Consider the following 19,539-nt stretch of genomic DNA (forward strand, 5'->3'; position numbering starts at 1 on the left):
GCACTTCTCAATCCTGAAACCTGACTCCTGACAGCTATAGTGCTACTTCTGCTGGAAGGCCGCGTCGAACGCAACATCCGACGGCGTCAGCTCAAGCCGCTTGACCATCGCGCAGGCCTCGGGCGCGCCCTGGTCGCGGTTCATGCCGTTGTCTTCCCACTCGACCGACAGCGGGCCAGTGTAGCCCACGTCGTTGAGCGCGCGGAACACCCGCTCGAAGGGCACGCCACCGCGCCCCGGCGACACAAAATCCCAGCCGCGCCGGTAGTCGCCAAAGAACAGGTGCGAGCCAAGCACGCCGTTGCGGCCGTTCAGGTTGCGCACCGACTCCTTGACGTGCATGTTGTAGATCTTGTCGCCGTACTCGTAGACGAACTCAACCGGGTCGAGCATCTGCCAGTACAGGTGGCTCGGGTCGTAATTGATGCCGAACGCGTCGCGATTGTTCAGCGCCTTGAGCGTTGCCTTAGTGCTCCAGAAGTCGTAGGCGATCTCGCCGGGGTGTACTTCCAGCGCGAACTTCACGCCAACTTCGTCGAACACATCCAGCACCGGGTTGAAGCGGTCGGCAAACTCCTTGTAGCCGTTCTCAATCATCTCGGGCGGCACCGGCGGGAACATCGCCAGCACGTGCCAGATCGGCGAGCCGGTGAAGCCATTCACCACCTTCACGCCAAAAGCGGCGGCGGCGCGGGCAGCATTTTTCATGTGCTCAGCGGCGCGCTGACGCACACCCTCGGCCTCGCCATCGCCCCAGACGTGCGGCGGCACAATGCCCTTGTGGCGCTCGTCGATCATCTTGTCGCTGATTGCCTGCCCAACGAGGTGGTTGCTGATCGCGAAGCACTGCAGGCCGTGGCGCTCAAGCAGCTCGTGCTTTTCGCGCACATAGCTGTCAGATTCCAGCGCCTTTTCGACCTCGAAGTGATCGCCCCAGCAGGCCAGCTCCAGGCCATCGTAGCCAAAGCTCTTGGCCTTCTTCGCCACTTCTTCCAGCGGCAGATCGGCCCACTGGCCGGTAAACAGCGTGACAGGTCGTGCCATTGATCTCCTCCGTTGGTTTTCAGCTCATCTTTTCGCTTGCGGCAGCAAGGTAGTTTCGATTATTGTGTATGTTTTTCGCGCTGCGCGCGAAAAACATACACGCAGATATTAGGAAGGTATGCTGTTGTGATCAGAATCGCTTTGTCAAAGGCAATACACCCTGCGTAAATCACAACCTACTTCTCCGTCAGAACCGCTCGCCGCGCACCGGGATGATATGCGTGCGAATAAGCTGGAGCGCCATGGTTCGCATGGTTTCCAGGTGCTGGCGCTGCACGCGCGCGGCCGCGTCGGCGTCGCAATCGGCGATGGCGCGCGCCAGGGCCACGTGCTCGCGCGAGCCTTCGAGCAGGTGCTCGGGCTGGCGCGACAGGTGGTAGGTGATGCGCTGCAAGCGCCGGCGCACATCTTCAATCGAGCGCCGCAGGTACAGGTTGTTCGAGGCGTCGAGCAGCGTTTCGTGGTAGGGCTGGTCGATACGATCCCAGGCCTCGATGTCGTAGCGCTCGGCGGCCACCATCAGCTCCTGCGCAATTGCCAGCAGCCGCTCGGCCTGGGCGGGTGTGCGGCGCTGCGCGGCCAGGCAGGCGGCCTGCGTGTCGAGCAGGCAGAGCATTTCCAGCAGGTCGTCGGCGTCTTTGATCGTCAGCTCCGCCACAATCAGGCCACGCCCGGGCGCAGTTTGCAGAATGCCATCCTGCTCAAGGCGGCGCAGCGCCTCGCGCACCGGGGTGCGGCTAATCGCCAGCCACTTCGCCAACCGATCCTGGGTGAGCGACTCGCCGGGCTTCAGCTCCAGGCGCGCAATCGCGTGCGAGATCGCCCGGTAGGCGCGCTCGGTCAGCGAGTGGTCGTCGTCAGTCTGGTGGTTGGTGATTGGTGCGTTCATAGCATGTTCTTACACAGGCGGCTGGCCGGGCGGCAGCACACGGCAGCCGGGAATATCGCGCAGCAGGCGCTCGGGGCCAGCCGGCGAGTAAACCACCAGCAGGCGCATTGGCTCCCAGCCGGTGTTCAGCGTCGAGTGGTAGACATCGGCCGGGATGTAGATGCTCGCGCCGGGCCGCACGTGTATCGGCGGCTGGTCGTCGATCATCTGGTCGCCCTCGCCCGACATCACGAAGATAATCTCTTCTGAGCCGGGGTGGTTGTGCCGCTCGTGGCCCTTGCCCGGCGCCAGCACCACCATCCCAAAGCTGAAGCGCTCCGCGTCGGTGACGGCTGGCTCGCTCAGGATTTTGATCGCGCCCCAGTCGAACACCAGCGCCTCGACGTCGTCGCCATACACAACCCAGCCCGAACCCGATTGCTGCTTCATATACACCTTCCTGCCGGCACAGGGCCGCCGGCGCTATTATAATCGATTAGCGCTTACCTGTTTTTCGTGGCGCAAGCGCTTTGAACTCGCGCGTCTGCGCTTCGATCGCCGGCTCAACGGCCAGCCGCTCGATGCTCGACGCGCCAAAGAAGCCGGCAATGCCTTCGGTATGGTCGAAAATAAATTGCGCATCGGCTGGTGTGGCGATTGGCCCGCCGTGGCAAAGCACCAGCACATCGGGCCGCACACGCACGGCCGCGTCGCGCATCGCCTGCACGCGTACTGCCGCTTCCTCGAGGGTTAGCGCGGTGTTTGCGCCAATGCTGCCACTGGTGGTCAGGCCCATGTGCGGCACCAGCACATCCGCGCCGGCCTCGGTCATGGCGCGCGCGTCGTCCTCGCTGAAAATATACGGGCAGGTGAGCATGTCCTGGCGGTGCGCTTCGGCGATCATGTCGACTTCGAGGCCATAGCCCATGCCAGTTTCTTCCAGCCCGGCGCGCAGCATTCCCTCGAACAGGCCAACCGTCGGGAAGTTCTGCACGCCATCAAAGCCCATGGCCTTCAGCTCGCGCAGAAACACCGGCATCAGGCGGAACGGGTCGGTGCCGCAGACGCCCGCCAGCACGGGGGTGTTTTTCACCACCGGCAGCACTTCACGCGCCATTTCGACCACAATCGCATTTGCGTCGCCATAGGGCAACATGCCGGCCAGACTGCCGCGCCCAGCCATGCGGTAGCGCCCCGAGTTGTAAATAATAATCAGGTCGACGCCGCCGCGCTCGGCGAATTTGGCCGAGATGCCAGTGCCCGCGCCCGCGCCAAGCAAAGGGTGGCCCTGCGCAACCTGGTCGCGCAAGCGGCGGAGCGATTCGTCGCGAGGAATAAATGGCATGAGAACTTCCTTCGGGATTTACGATTGACGATTTATGATTAACGATTTGGATGGCTGACGAAAAATGAACCGCAAAGAACGCAAAGGGCGCGAAGGTTTGATTACAGGTTTGAAAGTTCCAGGTTGAATGTTAGAGAGTTGCAGGTTACTGCCCGCTGCCCGCTTCCTACTGCCCACTGCCCGCTGCCTCCTGCCGCCTGCCTCCTGCCCACTGCTCACTGCCCACTGCCGCCTGACTCCTGGCTCACCATCCCAAGCAGCAGCTCCACGGCACGGTCGGCGAAGGGCGCGTCGTTGATGTTGGCGTCGAGCGTTTCGAGCGGGATGTCGGGGCGCAGGTCGGCGCGTAATGCCTCGGTGAATGCTGCGTCGGCAGCCGGGTTCCAGAAGCGGTCGCCGGGGCTGTCGAGCATGGAAACACCGCGCAGCGGAACGAGCACTTGCACCGGGCCGCGCGCCGCGTTGAGCTTGGCGGCAAAAATGCGACCAAGCTGGGCGTTTTCTTCGGGCGTGGTGCGCATCAGCGTGACGGTCGGATTCCACTCGTAGAGCTGGCGGCCATCGTAGCGGGCGGGTACGCTGCTGCGCGGGCCAAAGTTCACCATGTCGAGGCAGCCGGGCGCGACAACCTGCGGCACGCCTGCCTGCGCAGCCGCATCAAGCCGCGTCGGGCCAGCACTCAGAATGCCGCCCGCCAGCTCGTCGGCCCACTCGGTGGTGGTTAAGTCGAGCACGCCGCGCACAAAACCGTCGCCAATCAATCCTTCCATGGTCGCGCCGCCGGTGCCAGTGGCGTGAAATACCATCACTTCGTAGCCAGCCGCTTCGAGCGCGGCGCGCGCCCGGTCGACGCAGGGGGTGGTGTTGCCAAACATGCTGGCCGCGATGATCGGGCGCTCGTCGTGGGCAGGCACGGGCGCGCGCGCCATGCCGGCGATCGCGGCGGCGGCGTGCGTGAAGATCTGCCGACTCACGCGATTCAGCCCGGCCACATCCACCACCGAGGGCATTACCGTGATGTTGCGCGTGCCGAGGTAGGGCTTCATGTCGCCCGCAGCCAGCGTGAACACCAGCAGCTTGGGGACATGCAGCGGCAAGGCACGCATCGCGCTGGCGATCACACTTGCGCCACCGCTGCCACCCATGCCAATCACCGCGCCGATCTCGCCCGCGTCGGAGAGCTGGCGGGCCAGCGCGGCCGCGCCCTGCGCCATGGTTGCCATGGCCGCGCCGCGATCATTGGCCCCGCGTAACGCATCAAGATCGGCACCGGCAGCGCGCGCGACTGCATCGCTCGCAATATCGGGCGCGAAGGGCGGCGCGCCCATCACACCAATGTCGAGCACGCGCGTGGGCAGGCCATAGGCGGCGATCTGGTCGCGCAGAAACGCAAACTCCGCGCCTTTGGTGTCGAGCGCGCCGATGATTAAGACACTTGTGCTCATAGTTTCAATTCTTCCGGATACTTTTTAAATAACCACCAAGGCACCAAGACACCAAGATTCTGGAAGCCACGTTAATACTCTTGCTGCCGTTCGCTGTAACCTGCAACTTGAAAACCTACCAACCTGCAACTTGCTAACCTGCAACCTGCAAACTTGCTAACCGGCCAGCAGGCCGCGCAGAAACGCCAGCCCATCGCTTGCCAGAGCATCCTGGCTGCTGGCAAACGGCCGCCAGACCGCCGCGGCGCGGGCGATGCTTTTGACTTCGCTGGTGAATGATTCGATCACGACCGGGCCGTCGTAGCCAATGTCATGGAGCGCGGCGGCAACATCGTTCCACGGCACATGCCCACTGCCCGGCGCGCCACGATCGTTTTCGCAGGCGTGGACATGGCGCAGGCGCTCGCGCCCGACCAGGCGGATGGCGTCGCCCAGCGATCGTTCTTCGATGTTCATATGAAAGGTGTCGAGCATGAGGCGGCAGTGCGGGTGGTCAACGCGGTCGATCAGCTCAGCGCCCTGCGCGGCCAGGTTGATCAGGCTGGTTTCGAAGCGATTGAGCGGCTCGACACACAAAACGACATCGTGCGCAGCGGCGTATTCGGCCAGGCCGCGCAGCTGTCGCACCAGCAGCTCGATGTCGCGCTCGCGCTCGGCGGAGGTGGACTGCCACACGCGCCCGACCGCGCTGTACAGCGGGCCGATCAAATTCGTTGCACCGGCAGCATGCGCGATTTCGATGCACTCGCGCACATAGGCAACACCCTGCGCGCGGATGTTTTCGTCGGGGTGGATGAGGTCGCGCTCGGGCGAGATCGCGGCGGCGGCGCTCACTCCCAGCCCGCAGTCGCGCAGCACCGCCCGCGCCGCCGCCGGGTCGAAGTCGCCGGGTGCTTCGATCGGCAGCTCGATCATGTCGAAACCAAGCGCGGCGACTTTGGGGGCCAGCTCGCGCAGCGCGGCGTCGCTCAGCGGCGACACCCACACCCATGTGTTGACGCCGAATTGCATACTCTCTCCTCAGTCGGCAGTCGGCAGTCGGCAGTGTGGCGTTATTACGTGCACGTCCACTGCTTTCTGCCTACCGGATACTGCCTACTGGCTGCTCACGCGCGCACCATTTGGCGCGAAGTAGTGCAGCCGCTCGCGCGCAATGTTGAAGCGCACCGCATCGCCAATCGCGTAGCGCGAGATGCCCGGCACACTGCTCACCAGCGTGCGCTCGCCCGCCTTGATATACACCAGCGTCTCGACGCCCAGCGGCTCCAGCAGCGCGACCGTGCCGGCGAACGCGCCTTCGGGCCGCGGCTGAATATCTTCGGGCCGCACGCCCAGCGTAAAGCTGCCGGGCAGCGCCGCGCCCGCGCCATTCGCCTCGAACGCGATTGGCGCGCCATCGACATGCACGCGCCCATCGTCGCGGGCGGCCGGCAGGAGATTGATGCGCGGCGAGCCAACCAGCTGCGCGACAAAGGTCGTGGCCGGGCGGTCGTAGATGTCGTGCGGCGTGCCGATCTGCACAACCGTGCCGTTATTCAGCACGGCAATCCGATCGGCCATCGTTAGTGCTTCAATTTGGTCGTGGGTGACGAAGAGCGTGGTGCTGGCGCGCGTTTTCTGCAAGTGCTTCAGCTCAACGCGCAACGCCTCGCGCAGCTTGAAGTCAAGGTTCGAGAGCGGCTCGTCCATCAGGAAAATGCGCGGGTCGCGCACAATCGCGCGGCCAATCGACACGCGCTGCATTTCGCCGCCCGAAAGCCGCGCCGTTTTGCGGTCGAGCAGGTGCGTGATGCGCAGCTTTTCGGCCACTTCGCCAATGCGCTCTTTAATTGCGGCTTCGGGCGTCTGGCGCGACGGCGCGCGCAGCGGGAAGGCCAGGTTGTCGAACACGGTCATTGTGGGGTAGAGCGAGTACTGCTGAAACACAAAGGCCACGTCGCGCTCGGGTGTGGTCATCGCATCGGCTGGCGCGCCATCGAACAGCACGCTGCCGCTGTCGGGCTGCTCCAGCCCGGCAATCACGCGCAGCGTGGTGGTTTTACCCGCGCCGCTCGGGCCAAGCAGCACGAAAAACTCGCCGTCGCGAATGTCGAACGAGACGTCGGCAAGCGCGGTGGTTTTCGCAAAGCGCTTGGTGATGTTTTTGAGTTCGATGTCTGCCATTATGTCTCCAGTCGGCAGGTAACAGTCGGCAGATGGCAGGTACAGCGTGCTCATTGATGTTCAATGAAACACAACAATACTGCCGGCTGCCTACTGCAGACTGATGGATCGTTCTGTTTGCTTGTCGAAAAAGCGCACCTGCTCGGGATCAAGGTCGAAGCGCAGCGCCGTGCCAATCGGGTAGCTCAGTTCGCGGGCAGCGCGGGCATGCACCACCGTGCCATCGCTCAGCGCAAGATGCAGCATGGTATATGCGCCGTGCAGGTCGGACGCATAGACTTCGGCGGCAAGCGGGCCATCGTTGCGCAGCAGCACCGCCTCGGGCCGGAAGCCCACCACCACTGCGCCGGACTTGTGGCGCTCGATCGCTGCGCGGGCGGCAGGGCTCACGGGCAGCGCACCGCCGAGTAGCTGGATCGCGCCACTGGCATACTTGCCGGGGAGCAGGTTCATGCCCGGGCTGCCAATGAAGCGCGCCACAAACAGGTTGGCCGGGTCGTAATACACGTCGTGCGGTGTGCCAATCTGCTGCACCACCGCGTTCGACATCACCACAATCCGGTCGCCCATCGCCATCGCTTCACCCTGATCGTGCGTGACATACACCGTCGTGGCTTTGGTCGCCAGGTGCAGGCGCTGAATCTCAACCCGCATCACCTCGCGGAACTCGGCGTCGAGCGCGCCCAGCGGCTCGTCCATCAGGAATGCTGCTGGCCGGCGCACAAGCGCACGCGCCAGGGCCACGCGCTGGCGGTCGCCGCCACTGAGCGCGCGCGGGCGACGATGCTGCAAATGCTCGATGCCCAGCAAGCGAATCACTTCATCGACACGGCGCTCGATTGTGTCGCGCGGCTCGCGCTGCGTTTGCAGCGGGAACGCAACATTCTGGCGCACGGTCATATGCGGGTACAGCGCGAAGAGCTGGAACACAAAGGCAATGTCGCGCTCGCGCCCGCGCAGGTTGGTCACGTCGCGCCCGCCAAGCAGAATATTGCCGCTTGTCACGGTTTCCAGCCCGGCGATCATGCGCAGCGTGGTGGTTTTGCCGCAGCCAGAAGGGCCGAGCAGCGCGACAAACTCGCCATCGCCAATGGTCAGATCGACTGGCTCGACGGCATGAACCGCGCCGAATTTCTTTTCTACCTGTTGCAGTTGAATCGTCGCCATTCGTTCGCCTTTAGTTTAACGCAAAACATCCACAGATTACGCAGATTCCACAGATTTAGAATTTTTGCAGTCGGCGTTTTTAGCCTTCGGTTCGGCAAGCTCACCACAGGCGGCAGAGCGGCACTTTGGCTATTATGGTGCGCCGATTTTGGCGCCTCGCGCCAAAATCGGCGCACAAAAGAAAAGAAAATACCTTGCTGCCGCAGGCTAATGGTCACGCCATGCGGGCCACTGCAAAAGACCTGCTAATGAGATCATCCCTTCACATACGAGAGTTTTTCGCAGATTAGGTTGTTTTTTACCTGATAGATATCGACGCCGCGCACATGGCCGGCCTGACCGCTCGCATCGACCCAGCTGTAGCGCCAGCGCATCACGCAGCGCAAGCCCAGGCCAAACAGCTCTTCGATTGTGATCTGTGCGCCCGGCGAGTCGCGGAAGAAATCGCGCCAGAACTGCGTTACCGCTTCTTTGCCGCTGTACACGGTGCCGTCGGGCGCGGGCGCGGTGTTCTCGAACACGCAGTCGTCGCTCATCAACTCCATCATGGCATCGACATCGTGGCGGTTGAAGGCATCGTTAAACGTCATCACGAGCCGCATCGCCGCTTCGACCTTATCCATTCGCGCTGGGCTCATAGGTACCTCGCTGCGGGCGCTACTCGGGCAGGTGGCTGACCACAATAAACATCAGCGTGCCGGCCAGAATGACAATAAAGCTGTAGGTGTAGAGCGTTTTGGCGAAGGGCTGAAAGATCATCAGAAAGCCCAGCGCCATGATCGCAATCGCCAGCGGCTCCAGATAGCGCCGCGACGATGGCCGCCCCACTGGCAGCTCGGCGCGCTCGTCGGGCGTGTCGGTCAGCGCAATCGGTTCGCCGGCGTGCGGCGATGTCAGCGGGTTGTGATCCATAGTTATATCCCTATTTTTCACCGCAAAGAACGCAAAGGGCGCGAAGTACGACGAATGACGAATGACGAATGACGAATGACCGACGACCACAGACGACTGTTGCCTGCCTCCTGCCAACTGCAAACTGCCAACTGCAAACTGTCGCCAGCCCACTGTCTCCTGACTTCTGAATCCTGACTCCTGCTCCTACTGCCGTATCGCCCCGAACGTAATGCCGCGCAGCAGGTAGTTGCGCAGTGCAAACACCACAATCACCACCGGGATCAGGAACAGCAGCGAGCCGAACGCAATCGCCGACCACTCGACGCCGCCGGTGCCAAGCTGCGAAGGGATGCTCGGCGGGGCGGTGCGCGCCCGATCCGACGTGAGCATCAGCGCGAAGGCGTACTCGTTCCAGGCGAAAATCAGGCAGAAGACTGTGGTGGCAGCAATGCCCGTAATCGCCTGCGGCAGCACGATTTTCACAAAGGCCTGCCAGCGGCTGTAGCCATCCACCAGGGCGGCTTCCTCATACTCACGCGGAATTTCGTCCATAAAACCCTTGATCAGCCAGACCGAGAGCGAAAGGTTGAACACCGTATAGAGAATGATCAGGCCCAGGTGGGTGTCGCTCAGGCCCAGCCGCCGATACATCAGGAAGATCGGGATGGTGACGACGACGGCGGGCAGCATGCGCGTGCTCAGAATGAAGAACAGCAGGTCGGCCTGGCCGCGCACGCGAAAACGACTGAACGCATAGGCTGCCAGCGTACCGAGGACCACGGCTGCCAGCGTTGAGCCGGTAGCAATGATGACGGAGTTGAGCAGGCGGCCAGCGTACTGGCTCGGGCCGATCGTGATCTGCCCCTGGCTGAGCGCGACCTGATCCCACCAGTTCAGATCGGTGCGCCCCTGGTACGCGGCCATTTGCCCCTGCGGCAGCGCCAGCCGCTGGAAGAACAGGTTTACAAAGCCTTGCAGGCTTGGCGTGAACAGCACCTTCGGCGGCACTTTGATCACGTCCTGCTGCGGCTTGAACGCGGTCAGCAGCATCCACAAAATTGGGATCAGGAAGATGATGCAGATCACAATCGCGGCGCTGGCGCGCAGGGCCGTGAGTGTGCGCGCGCGCTGGACATTTTCAACCTTTGGCATGGCATCCCTTCCCTAGTGCTGAGTGTTGAGTGTTGAGTGTTGAGTGATCAGTCGGCAGTCGGCAGTCGGCAGTTGGCAGTCGGCAATCGGCAGTCGGCAGCCGACAGTTGGCAGTTGGCAGTTGGCAGTCGGCAGTCGGCAGTCGGCAGTCGGCAGTCGGCAGTCGGCAGTCGGCAGTTGGCAGTTGGCAGTCGGCAATCGGCAGTTGGCAGTCGGCAGTTGGCAGTTTGCAATCAGCTGCAACGTTCCAACATTCAACTTGCAAACCTGCAACCTGCAACCTGCAACATTCAACCTGAAACCTGCAACCTGCAAACCTGCAACGTGCCGCTTAGCCTTCTTTCAGCTTGTTCAGGTAGCGCACATAGATATTGCTCACGCCGGTGATGATCACCAGCACAATGTAGGCGAGCGCGCTCGATTTGCCGGTGTTGAACTGGCCCAGAAAGGCGATGCGATACAGATCGACTGCCACCAGCTCGGTGGTGTCGCCCGGCCCACCCCCTGTGAGGCCCATCACCAGGTCGAAGGTTTTGAACGCTTCGATGGTGCGGAATAGCACGGCGATCATGAGCATGGGCGCGACCTGTGGCAGCGTGATGCGCCAGAAGGTATAGAACGCGCTTGAGCGGTCGATCTCCGCCGCTTCGTACAGGTAGTCGGGGATGGCGCTCAGGCCGGCGAGGCAGAGCAGCATCACATAGGGCGACCACATCCACACGTCGACAATCACCACTGCCCACAGTGCCAGCTTGGGCGACGACAGCCAATCCGGTCCGCGCCCGGCCGGGAAGCCGAGCAGGTAGTTGAAAATGCCATAGCCGGGGTTGTACATCATCTTCCAGAACAGGCCCACAACCACTGGCGAGCACATCATCGGGATGAGGATGAGCGTGGTGATGATGCCGCTGCCGCGAAACTTGCGCCGCAGCAGCAGCGCCAGCCCAAAGCCCACCAGCAGCTCCAGCGCGACCGAGAGCACCACATACCTGCCGGTGTTGCGGAAGTAGATCCACAGCTTGTCGTCGTTCAGGATGTCGCGGTAGTTCTGCAAGCCGATCCACTCCGGCGCGCGGTTCGAGATCGCGGAGTAGTCGGTGAAGCTCAGGTACAGGCTGTAGAGCAGCGGGAAGATGTTGAACGCGATCAGCAAGCCCAGCGTTGGCCACAGAAACAGGCGTTTGAGCGCATTATCGCTCAGCGCGGCGCGCGCGGGGCCAGCACGCCCGGCATTCTTCTCAATGTCTTTGGCTTGAAACATAGGTTTCCCGTGGTGCGTTGTGCGTGGTGCGTAGCGCGCGGGCCGAGCCGTTGCGCGCTACGCACCACGGAGCGCTTACTTCAGCAGCCCGGCCTTTTTGAGAATGTCTTCGTGCTTGGTGGCCATGTCGTCAAGCGCGGCCTGCGCGGTGCCCTGGTCGGCCACCACGAAGTTGTGCAGGTTTGCCTGCGACACTTGCAGCATTTCGGAGTAGACCGGCACCGCCCAGAAGTCTTTGACCTTCTGCATGGTATCGGCGAAAGCCTGATTGTATGGCGTGGCCTTCAGGAACTCCTGCGACTGGAGCACGGCGTTGTTGCAGGTGTAGCCGCCGAGCTGCGCCCACTTCTTCTGGACGTCGTCGGAGGCCAGCCATTTCAGGAAGTCCATCGACGCCTTTTTGCGGTCGTCGCTGACGTAGCTGAGCACGCTGATGCCCTGGCCGCCGAGCGCCGCAAAGCTCTTGCCGCTCGGCCCCTTCGGGTTTGCGAAGTAGCCGGTCTTGTCGGCGTAGGGGTTGCTCGACGAGTTGGCCAGCGCCGGGAAGAAGGCGAAGTAGTTCATGCCCATGGCGATCTGGCCGGCGGTGAATTTGTTGTTGACTTCCTGGAAGAAGTCGTTGCTGCTGCCGGGCGGCACGTACTTATACAGCTCTTTGTAGAACTCCAGCGCCTCGACGGCTTCCTTCGAGTTCAGCACGCCCTGCACCTTGTAGTCGGGCGTGCCCCAGTCGGCACCCCAGCTAAACAGGACGTTCTCGTAGCCCATCGTGATGGCGTCGTAGTCCTTCTGGGTGTAGATGCCCAGGCCGTAGAGGTTTTTGTCGGGCCGCGTGAAGAACTCGGCGATGTCCTTCAGCTCCATCCACGTCTCGGGGATTTTGAGATCGCGGTTGTACTTGGCCTTGAAGGCTTCCATTTCCTTGGGATCTTCGAACAGGTCCTTGCGGTAGGCCCAGCCGTCGGCGTCGCCTTCAAGCGGGTAGGCCCAGTATTTGCTCGCGCCCTTGGGGTACTCGGCGTAGGCAGAGATGGTCGCGGGCGCGAGTGCCTTGCCATTCAGCTCCGTGTTGAAGACATCGGTCAGCTCGACATAGTAGCCGTTGGTGGAAGCCTGGCCGAGCCACTGGCTGTCGCCCACCACCATGTCCCAGGCGGTGCCTTTGGCCGCCATCTCGGTGAAGAAGCGGTCGCCGAAGGTGCCCCACGGCTCCTGCACGACTTTCACGTCCACACCGGCAACGCCCTGGTAGTCTTTGACAAGCTGCTGGAGGTAGTTCGAGGGGTCCCACTGCGCCCAGAGGATGGTTAGCTCTTTGACGCTGCCGGCCGCCGCGCCGCCCGAGCTAGCCGCCGCTGCGGTGGGGGCTGCCGCCGCGCCGCCGCTGGCTGCCGCAGTTGGGGCTGCCGCGCCGCCGCTGCCGGCGGGGGTGGAGGGCGCGGCTTCACCGCCGCACGCTGCCAGCACCGCGCCAATGCCAGAAAAAGCTGCAATCTGGAGAAATCTGCGCCGATTAAGCTTCGAGTCAGACATGACTGAACTCCTTTGTTCTGGTTACGTACCGATCATCAAACGGTGAGTGGTCGGATGCGTCGTGGCGCGGCGTGGCTGCGGGGTCCTCCTTTCGGTGTGGTTTGTTTCGATAGTGAGCGTATGTATCAATGCGAACGCAATGCTTTTTTGAGCTTTCGGCAGAGCGGTACTTACTTTTCTTTGTATCAGGTTTTCCGCGCGTAGCGCGGAAAACCTGATACAGATCGATGGGATGTCAGCGGTCCGTTGTCAATGGTCAACCACCAATCGCCAGTCCCTATCCCCCATCTCCCAACCCCGGCGCTGAAAGCGCGCTAATAATCCGGCGCAACCCACTGGCGGCTGCCCGACGAGCGCTCGACCGCGTCGAGAATCGCCTGGCAGCGCACGCCATCCTCAAAGGTCGCGGCGGGCGACTCGCCAGCGGCAATGCCGTTCATCAGGTCGTACACGCCGTGGGTGAAGGTGTGCTCCCAGCCAATGATATGCCCGCCCGGCCACCACGCGCCCATGTACGGGTGCGCCGCGCCGTCGCCCACCAGAATGTTGCGGAAGCCCTTGACATCGCTGGCGTCATCGTCGAACAGCACGTTCAGCTCATTCATGCGCTCAAGGTTGAAGGTGATGCTGCCTTTGCTGCCGTTGATCTCAAAGGCGTTGTAGTTTGCGCGGCCTTTGGCGAAGCGCGTGGCCTCAAATGTGCCAACCGCGCCACTGGCGAACTGCGTCATAAAGAGCGCCGCATCGTCCACCGTGACATCACCCATCTCCTGCCCGCCAGCCGCGCCAAGGCCGCCAGTGGTGCCGGCCAGCACCGGGCGCTGCTTGATGAACGTGGTGAGCATGCCGCTCACGTCGGTGATTTCGCCCAGCAGCATGCGCGCAAGGTCGATGATGTGCGCGCCCAGGTCGCCCAGCGTGCCCGCGCCGGCCTGATCTTTCTGCAAGCGCCACACCAGCGGGAAGTTCGGGTCCATGATCCAGTCTTGCAGGTAGACCGCGCGCCAGTGGTAGATCTTGCCGATCCGCCCGTCGTCGATCAGGCGCTTGGCAAGCTGCACCGCCGGCACGCGCCGGTAGTTGAAGTTGACCATGCCGACGACCTTGTTGCGCTGCACGGCGTCAAGCATCTGCTTCGCTTCGGCCAGCGTGTTCGCCAGCGGCTTCTCGCAAAAGACATGCTTGCCGTTGTTGGCGGCCTCGATCGAAATCGTGGCGTGGCTGTCGCCCGGCGTCGAGACATCGATCAGGCCGATATCGTCGCGCTGCACCAGCGTGTGCCAGTCGGTTTCGTAGCCCTGCCAGCCGAACTGCTCGGCGGCGGCCTTCACAGCGGCCTCGTCGCGCCCGCAGATCGCTTTCATCTCGGGGCGCAGCGCCACGTCGGGGAAAAAGCTCGCCACCTGACGATACGCATTCGAGTGCGCCTTGCCCATGAACTTATAACCCACCAATCCTACGCCGATTGTGCCTGCCATTCCGTCCTCCTTAACGTGTTGCAGCGCGAGCACCAGGGATGCCACATCTTACCGCAAAACGCCTCACACATAGCTGCCCAGGATGGTGGTGTATTCGATCGTGTTGCCAAACGGGTCGCGGCAGAAGAAGCGCGGCCGATTGTGGATCGGCGTGGTGTCCCAGGGCGCATAGCCCGCGTCAACCAGCCGCGCGCGCACGGCGTCAAGCTCATCTACTTCCAGGCACAAGTGCCGGCCCGAGCTGTCGTCGCGCGGCTCCTCGCTAAAAAGGTGCAGCTCGGTGCCATCGCCCACATCAAACCAGACGAGATCGAGGCTGGCGATGCTGGCGGGCACGGGCTTCTCGGGCAGGCCCAGCACGCCGGTGAAAAAGGCGCGTGCCTGATCGGCGCTGGCCGGGCCGGGCGGGCGCGGGATGCTGACATGCTGAATACGCGGGCGATGCATGGTGTGCCTCCTCTGTGTGTGGGCGGCGCGATCGGGCGTCGGTGCGCGATCCGGCGATTGTAAGGGCGAAGCAATCGCAGTAGGCATTATAATGCCACCGCGATTATTCTCGTGCGATTGCTTCGCCCCTCCATGCGCACCCACGGATATCGCGCGCGCACCGCACGCCACATATCGCGCACCCACGGATATCGCGCACGCACCGCACGCCACATATCGCGCACCCACGGATATCGCGCACGCATCACACGCCCACATATCACGCACGCGCATCACGCCCGGTCGCGGAACTCGCGGCTGTGCACCGTAACCTCGACGCGCTGCAGCTCGGTGATCGCCTCGACGAGGTGCGCCGCATAACGGCGGAACGCTTCTTCGCCCTTTTCGGCGCTGGCACGCATCGGGTTGCCGATCACGCCCGTCTCGGTGAACTCGTCGTGATCCATTGGGAACTGGAAATACTGGTAGCCGTTGAACTGCACGTCGGGCGCGCCGTCGGCCTTCTGGAAGGCTTCGGGCAGCCAGCCGGGAATGTGCGTCTCGGTGCTGGCGGCGCGGTCCATACGCACAAACTTCGCGTTGTGCGCCAGCATCTGCGAGGTTTCCAGCTCGCTGGAATGCCAGCCCGGCGTTTCTTCGGGCGGGTTCTCCATCAGGTCTTTCACTAGGCCCATGTAGCGCTCGGCATAGGGCTTGTAGAAGGCGACCATCGCGCCCGTATTGTAGCGAATGCGCCGCAACACCGGGTCGATCACCTTGACATTCGAGCCGTGCCCGTTCACAAACACCAGCTTGTTGAAGCCGTGGTGAATCAGGCTGCGGGCCACGTCGTAGATCAGGTTTAGCAGCGTTTCGGCGCGCAGTGTTATGGTGCCCATGCCCTGGCCGGGGCCGCGCATGTGCTGCGGCGAGTAGCCCGTCCAGATCGTTGGCGTATACAGCACGCCGGCCTGCTCGGCAGCGCGCTTGCTCACTTCATACGCCGTCACTGTGTCGGTGCTGAGCGGCAAGTGCGGGCCGTGCTGCTCAAGGCTCGCCATCGGGATGAGAATCAGGTCGCTGCGCGTCAGGTATGCTTGAATATCGGGGTACGCCAGGTCGGCCAGGCAGTGAGATAAAAGTTGTTCTGCCATTCCGTTTGTGCTCCGTTATTCCTGAAAGGGTGAGCGGGTGAAGGGGTAAGCGCGCACGCCGGCATTGCGTCACCCGTTCAGCCGTTCACCCGTTCACTCGCTCTTCACCAGTCATTAGCTCCAGAAAAGCATTCGCTACTGCTTCCGCAAACGCCGGGTCGTTGATATGCGCGTCGATCTGGTGTACGGGTATGCCCGGTCGCAGCGCATCCAGCAGCGCCGCGCGAAATGCCGCGCTCGCTTCCGGGTCGTAGAATGCGCCGCCCGGCACATCGGGGATCGACACGCCACCCAGCGGGATGAACAGTTCGACCGGGCCACGCGCCGCGTTGAGCTTGCGCGCAATCGTTGCGCCAACCTGCGCCTGCTCGTCGCGGTTGAGGCGGATGAGCGTAAACTCAGGGTTGTGGTAGTAGGCCGGGCGGTCGCGCAGCGCCTCGGGCACGCTGTTGCGCGGGCCGTGGCATGCGAAATCGACGCAGCCCGTCACAACCACCTGCGGCACGCCCAGCGCGCCCGCCTGCTCAAGGCGGCCCGGCGCAGACTGGAAGCCGTTCAGCAGCGGCTCGGCCAGCTCGTTCAGCGTATAGTCGATCACGCCCACAAACATCCCCTGCGCCGCCAGCTCCTCCATGATCGGCCCGCCCACGCCGTTCGAGTGAAAAATAACCGTCTCGTGGCCATGTGCCGCCAGCGCATCTTTCACCACCATCATGCCCCGCGTGGTGTTGCCCAGCATGGTCGCGGCCACATAGGGCGGGTGATTGCCGGTCGCCAGCTCGTCGTCCTGCGCGAGCGTGTGGCCGTGGGCCAGCATGCCAGCCATGGCCGCCGCCACATTGTCGAAAACCGTGCGACTGATCGGGTTGATGCCCAGAATGTCGATCAGCGAATGGACAACCATGATGTCGCGCCGGCCGATCAGCGGGCCAAACCTGCGCACGCCCGAAGCGATGGGCGACACAATGATCTTCGGCACGCCAATCGGCAGCGCCTTGGCCGCCGCCGCGCCCAGCACCGCGCCTTCCGCGCCGCCAAGCGCGATCAGCCCGTGGCAGCGCGCGTCGGCAAAAAGCTGCACGGCCAGCCGTTCCACGCCCACCACCATCCGCTCGACCGCCGCGCCGCGCGTGCCGATCGTGCGCAGCGCGTCGATCTCGTAGCCGGCGGCGCGGGCCACCTCGGCGCGGGTGATGTCGGGCTCACAGCCAAGCGGCTCGCCCAGAATGCCCGAATCGAGCACCAGCGAACGCACGCCCATCGCGCCCAGCCGCTCGCGCAGGTAAGCAATCTCGCGACCCTTGGTATCGAGTGTGCCAATGAGAAGAACTGTCTTCATGGCTATTTTTGATTTACGATTTACGATTTACGACGGCTCAACCCGGCAGCAGCTATTGTATGAATAGGATGTGGGGCATGCGCTGCTTGGTTCTTGGTTCCTGGTTCTCGGTTCTGGAATGACGCAATAATCGTCAATCGTAAATCGTCAATCGTAAATTACATGTATTTGCGCAGCGTCTTGATGCTTTCCTCGACCAGCCAGGAGTAGAACTCTTCCGAGAGCACGCCCGAGCCGTGGTCTTCGATGAACTTGAGCTGATCGGCAGTGAGCGTGGAATCGGCGGCAGCCAGCGCATTCTTGTAAGGGTTGGCCGGCGTGCGGTCGATTGGCGGCACAAACTCAACCGTCAGCGAGCCGTCGTAGCCGATCTTCTTGCAGGTGTTCAGCAGGCGCTCCCAGTCGAGCGCGCCCTGCCCGCACGCCATGCGGTTGTTGTCGGCCACATGCAGGTCGTAGAGCTTGGAGCCAGCGTTTTCAATCGCCTTGAACATGTTGGCGTCTTCCTGGTTCATGTGGTAGACATCCAGGCACACGCCAACATCGGGCGCAACCTGCTCGGCCAGCAGCAGGGCCTGATCGTGCCGGTTGAGGAAGTTCGTCTCGAAGCGGTTGAGCGGCTCCAGCGCCACGCGAACGCCTTCCTTGGTGGCGTGCGCGTGCACTTCCTTCAGCCCCTCGATCGCCCACTGCCATTCTTCCTCGGGTGAGGCCATCGCCTTGACCTTGCCCACCTCGGAAGGCACAATGCTCATCAGCTGGCCGTCCAGCTCCTTGACCATGGTGATGCAGTTTTTCAGGTACTCGACCGAGCTGGCGCGCACGGCCGGGTCGGCGTGGATCAGGTCGCGGCCGGTGAACATCAGGCTGATCGAGCCGTAGCAGGTGATCCCGTTGTCCTTGAGCATCTGCGCTACGGCCTTGGTGCCGGGCGCGCCGGGCGAAAGCTCGACGCTGTCGTAGCTGATCTCAATGCTGTCGTAGCCGTACTTCGCCAGCCGGCGGATGGTGGTTTCGAGCGGCTCTGCCCGCATCCAGTTGTGCATGGAGACTTGCATCGTTGCTCCTCCTTACGTGAAAGTTTTGAATGATGAATGTTGAGTTTTACATTGCCACAAATTTTGATAAACGTGAAGTTTTGAGTGATCGTGGTGAGCGTTGAATCGTCGCAACTCCAGCCACAACGTTCAAACAACACCACGATCTTTTTGTGTATTTTCGGCGCTCCGCGAGATTTTGAATGCTGACAGATAACTCAATATTCAAAACTCAGCATTCAGAACTTTCAACGTGCTGCGCCAGCAGTTCGTACAGCCCAATCACCTCGACGCCATCGCCAGCGTGGGCGCGCAGATGCGCCAGACAGGCGGGCGCTTCGGTCACAACTGTGCGCGCGCCGCTGCGCGTGGCGTCATTCAGCGCGGCGCGAGCCATGTCGCCCGCCAAACGCGGCTGCGTGAGCGGCAAGCCACCGCTGGCGCCACAGCTTGCGGCGCGCTGCTCGCGCCAGAAACCTTCCTGAATCGGGCGCTCGGTCAGCGCGGCCAGCAGGCGGCGCGGCGCGCGCCAGCGCCCACCGAAGCGCGGCGTTTGGCACGGGTCGTGGTAGGCCAGTTCGGCATTGCCGCGCCGCAGCCGCAAGCGCCCTTCGTTCAGCAGGGTCGCCAGCAGCGCCGTCAGCTCGATCACCTCTGCGCCGTCGGGCAGCGCCACGCCCAGGCGTGGGAAAATGTGCAGCAATGTGTGCGCGTCGTCGGGCGCGAGCACCAGCAGGCGGCGCGCGCCAACACGCGCAAGCTCGTCGGACAGGGTTTGCGCCGCCGCGCGCGCCCTGTCGTGCAAACCAAGCGTGTAGGCCAGCGCAATATCCTGCTCGGGCGCGACCAGCGGGTCGTTCACGCCAAGCGTTTCGAGCAGCGCGCGCGCCGCTTCAAGCGAAACACCCAGATCGCGCACGGGCATGGTTTCCGGCAGCTCAGGATGCGGCCCACCCTGCGCCAGCAGCGCGGCGCGCGCCGCCACAATCGCGTCGGGCAGCGGCTGGTCGGTAACGCAGAACGACTCGCAGGCCCCGCAGTCGGCGCACTGGTAGAGCAGGTTGGCGGCTTCCGCGTCCCACGCGAGCAGCCCGCGCCGCACCGACGAGACGGCTAGCGCCCAGCCGTGCGGCGAGGTCGCTTCGTTAAACGTCACCCGCGTGACCGGGCAAATGTGCCGGCACATCAGGCAGAAGCGGCAGGACTCGGTTGTTAGAAGAATGTCGTTCATAC

Annotated in this window: 19 protein-coding genes; all 19 read right to left on the bottom strand. The window is 62.9% G+C overall.

Annotated elements, in window-relative coordinates; genetic code table 11:
* Positions 1-42: 42 nt before the first annotated feature.
* Positions 43-1,044, bottom strand: a complete 1,002-nt coding sequence (locus M1P90_RS12445) for a sugar phosphate isomerase/epimerase family protein (protein WP_483702976.1) — start codon at positions 1,042-1,044, stop codon at positions 43-45.
* Positions 1,045-1,231: 187 nt separating this feature from the next.
* Complete coding sequence (locus tag M1P90_RS12450) at positions 1,232-1,933, bottom strand: GntR family transcriptional regulator (protein ID WP_483702977.1); 702 nt, start codon at positions 1,931-1,933, stop codon at positions 1,232-1,234.
* A gap of 9 nt (positions 1,934-1,942) precedes the next feature.
* Entirely contained in the window at positions 1,943-2,362 is a 420-nt protein-coding gene (locus tag M1P90_RS12455; protein WP_483702978.1) for a cupin domain-containing protein, read from the bottom strand.
* A gap of 46 nt (positions 2,363-2,408) precedes the next feature.
* Positions 2,409-3,257 carry a phosphoenolpyruvate hydrolase family protein gene (locus M1P90_RS12460; RefSeq protein WP_483702979.1) on the bottom strand — a complete coding sequence of 283 codons (849 nt, stop codon included), beginning with the start codon at positions 3,255-3,257 and terminating at the stop codon, positions 2,409-2,411.
* Positions 3,258-3,472: 215 nt separating this feature from the next.
* A complete protein-coding gene (locus M1P90_RS12465) occupies positions 3,473-4,702 on the bottom strand; it encodes a Tm-1-like ATP-binding domain-containing protein (RefSeq protein ID WP_483702980.1) in 1,230 nt (409 codons plus the stop codon).
* Positions 4,703-4,858: 156 nt separating this feature from the next.
* A complete protein-coding gene (locus M1P90_RS12470) occupies positions 4,859-5,713 on the bottom strand; it encodes a sugar phosphate isomerase/epimerase family protein (protein WP_483702981.1) in 855 nt (284 codons plus the stop codon).
* 84 nt (positions 5,714-5,797) lie between these two features.
* The gene (locus M1P90_RS12475) at positions 5,798-6,865 is read right to left on the bottom strand and encodes an ABC transporter ATP-binding protein (protein WP_483702982.1); all 1,068 of its coding nucleotides are present in this window, start codon (positions 6,863-6,865) and stop codon (positions 5,798-5,800) included.
* A 90-nt stretch (positions 6,866-6,955) separates the two neighbouring features.
* Positions 6,956-8,032: an ABC transporter ATP-binding protein gene (locus M1P90_RS12480; protein ID WP_483702983.1), complete on the bottom strand. Its 1,077-nt coding sequence runs from the start codon at positions 8,030-8,032 to the stop codon at positions 6,956-6,958.
* A 254-nt stretch (positions 8,033-8,286) separates the two neighbouring features.
* Positions 8,287-8,670: a nuclear transport factor 2 family protein gene (locus tag M1P90_RS12485; protein ID WP_483702984.1), complete on the bottom strand. Its 384-nt coding sequence runs from the start codon at positions 8,668-8,670 to the stop codon at positions 8,287-8,289.
* A 19-nt stretch (positions 8,671-8,689) separates the two neighbouring features.
* Positions 8,690-8,944, bottom strand: a complete 255-nt coding sequence (locus M1P90_RS12490; protein WP_483702985.1) for a hypothetical protein — start codon at positions 8,942-8,944, stop codon at positions 8,690-8,692.
* A gap of 186 nt (positions 8,945-9,130) precedes the next feature.
* A complete protein-coding gene (locus tag M1P90_RS12495; RefSeq protein ID WP_483702986.1) occupies positions 9,131-10,078 on the bottom strand; it encodes a carbohydrate ABC transporter permease in 948 nt (315 codons plus the stop codon).
* Positions 10,079-10,409: 331 nt separating this feature from the next.
* Positions 10,410-11,339 (bottom strand): carbohydrate ABC transporter permease, encoded by a 930-nt coding sequence (locus M1P90_RS12500; RefSeq protein WP_483702987.1) that lies wholly within the window; start codon positions 11,337-11,339, stop codon positions 10,410-10,412.
* A gap of 75 nt (positions 11,340-11,414) precedes the next feature.
* Positions 11,415-12,872, bottom strand: coding sequence for an extracellular solute-binding protein (locus M1P90_RS12505; RefSeq protein WP_483702988.1), 1,458 nt, complete (start codon positions 12,870-12,872; stop codon positions 11,415-11,417).
* 314 nt (positions 12,873-13,186) lie between these two features.
* A complete protein-coding gene (locus M1P90_RS12510) occupies positions 13,187-14,350 on the bottom strand; it encodes a Gfo/Idh/MocA family protein (RefSeq protein WP_483702989.1) in 1,164 nt (387 codons plus the stop codon).
* Positions 14,351-14,413: 63 nt separating this feature from the next.
* Positions 14,414-14,797 carry a VOC family protein gene (locus M1P90_RS12515; protein ID WP_483702990.1) on the bottom strand — a complete coding sequence of 128 codons (384 nt, stop codon included), beginning with the start codon at positions 14,795-14,797 and terminating at the stop codon, positions 14,414-14,416.
* A 272-nt stretch (positions 14,798-15,069) separates the two neighbouring features.
* Positions 15,070-15,930 (bottom strand): creatininase family protein, encoded by an 861-nt coding sequence (locus M1P90_RS12520; protein WP_483702991.1) that lies wholly within the window; start codon positions 15,928-15,930, stop codon positions 15,070-15,072.
* Positions 15,931-16,015: 85 nt separating this feature from the next.
* Complete coding sequence (locus tag M1P90_RS12525; protein WP_483702992.1) at positions 16,016-17,269, bottom strand: Tm-1-like ATP-binding domain-containing protein; 1,254 nt, start codon at positions 17,267-17,269, stop codon at positions 16,016-16,018.
* 158 nt (positions 17,270-17,427) lie between these two features.
* Positions 17,428-18,327, bottom strand: coding sequence for a sugar phosphate isomerase/epimerase family protein (locus tag M1P90_RS12530; RefSeq protein WP_483702993.1), 900 nt, complete (start codon positions 18,325-18,327; stop codon positions 17,428-17,430).
* A gap of 211 nt (positions 18,328-18,538) precedes the next feature.
* Positions 18,539-19,537, bottom strand: a complete 999-nt coding sequence (locus tag M1P90_RS12535; protein WP_483702994.1) for a (Fe-S)-binding protein — start codon at positions 19,535-19,537, stop codon at positions 18,539-18,541.
* Positions 19,538-19,539 lie beyond the last annotated feature (2 nt).

The sequence above is a fragment of the Kouleothrix sp. 19917 genome (assembly GCF_057073505.1).

Coding starts and splice junctions, on each gene's coding strand:
- M1P90_RS12520 (WP_483702991.1), bottom strand. CDS start 15,930: ATGGCAGAACAACTTTTATCTCACTGCCTGGCCGACCTGGCGTACCCC.
- M1P90_RS12535 (WP_483702994.1), bottom strand. CDS start 19,537: ATGAACGACATTCTTCTAACAACCGAGTCCTGCCGCTTCTGCCTGATG.
- M1P90_RS12490 (WP_483702985.1), bottom strand. CDS start 8,944: ATGGATCACAACCCGCTGACATCGCCGCACGCCGGCGAACCGATTGCG.
- M1P90_RS12465 (WP_483702980.1), bottom strand. CDS start 4,702: ATGAGCACAAGTGTCTTAATCATCGGCGCGCTCGACACCAAAGGCGCG.
- M1P90_RS12525 (WP_483702992.1), bottom strand. CDS start 17,269: ATGAAGACAGTTCTTCTCATTGGCACACTCGATACCAAGGGTCGCGAG.
- M1P90_RS12460 (WP_483702979.1), bottom strand. CDS start 3,257: ATGCCATTTATTCCTCGCGACGAATCGCTCCGCCGCTTGCGCGACCAG.
- M1P90_RS12510 (WP_483702989.1), bottom strand. CDS start 14,350: ATGGCAGGCACAATCGGCGTAGGATTGGTGGGTTATAAGTTCATGGGC.
- M1P90_RS12480 (WP_483702983.1), bottom strand. CDS start 8,032: ATGGCGACGATTCAACTGCAACAGGTAGAAAAGAAATTCGGCGCGGTT.
- M1P90_RS12500 (WP_483702987.1), bottom strand. CDS start 11,339: ATGTTTCAAGCCAAAGACATTGAGAAGAATGCCGGGCGTGCTGGCCCC.
- M1P90_RS12495 (WP_483702986.1), bottom strand. CDS start 10,078: ATGCCAAAGGTTGAAAATGTCCAGCGCGCGCGCACACTCACGGCCCTG.
- M1P90_RS12470 (WP_483702981.1), bottom strand. CDS start 5,713: ATGCAATTCGGCGTCAACACATGGGTGTGGGTGTCGCCGCTGAGCGAC.
- M1P90_RS12475 (WP_483702982.1), bottom strand. CDS start 6,865: ATGGCAGACATCGAACTCAAAAACATCACCAAGCGCTTTGCGAAAACC.
- M1P90_RS12485 (WP_483702984.1), bottom strand. CDS start 8,670: ATGAGCCCAGCGCGAATGGATAAGGTCGAAGCGGCGATGCGGCTCGTG.
- M1P90_RS12450 (WP_483702977.1), bottom strand. CDS start 1,933: ATGAACGCACCAATCACCAACCACCAGACTGACGACGACCACTCGCTG.
- M1P90_RS12505 (WP_483702988.1), bottom strand. CDS start 12,872: ATGTCTGACTCGAAGCTTAATCGGCGCAGATTTCTCCAGATTGCAGCT.
- M1P90_RS12445 (WP_483702976.1), bottom strand. CDS start 1,044: ATGGCACGACCTGTCACGCTGTTTACCGGCCAGTGGGCCGATCTGCCG.
- M1P90_RS12455 (WP_483702978.1), bottom strand. CDS start 2,362: ATGAAGCAGCAATCGGGTTCGGGCTGGGTTGTGTATGGCGACGACGTC.
- M1P90_RS12530 (WP_483702993.1), bottom strand. CDS start 18,327: ATGCAAGTCTCCATGCACAACTGGATGCGGGCAGAGCCGCTCGAAACC.
- M1P90_RS12515 (WP_483702990.1), bottom strand. CDS start 14,797: ATGCATCGCCCGCGTATTCAGCATGTCAGCATCCCGCGCCCGCCCGGC.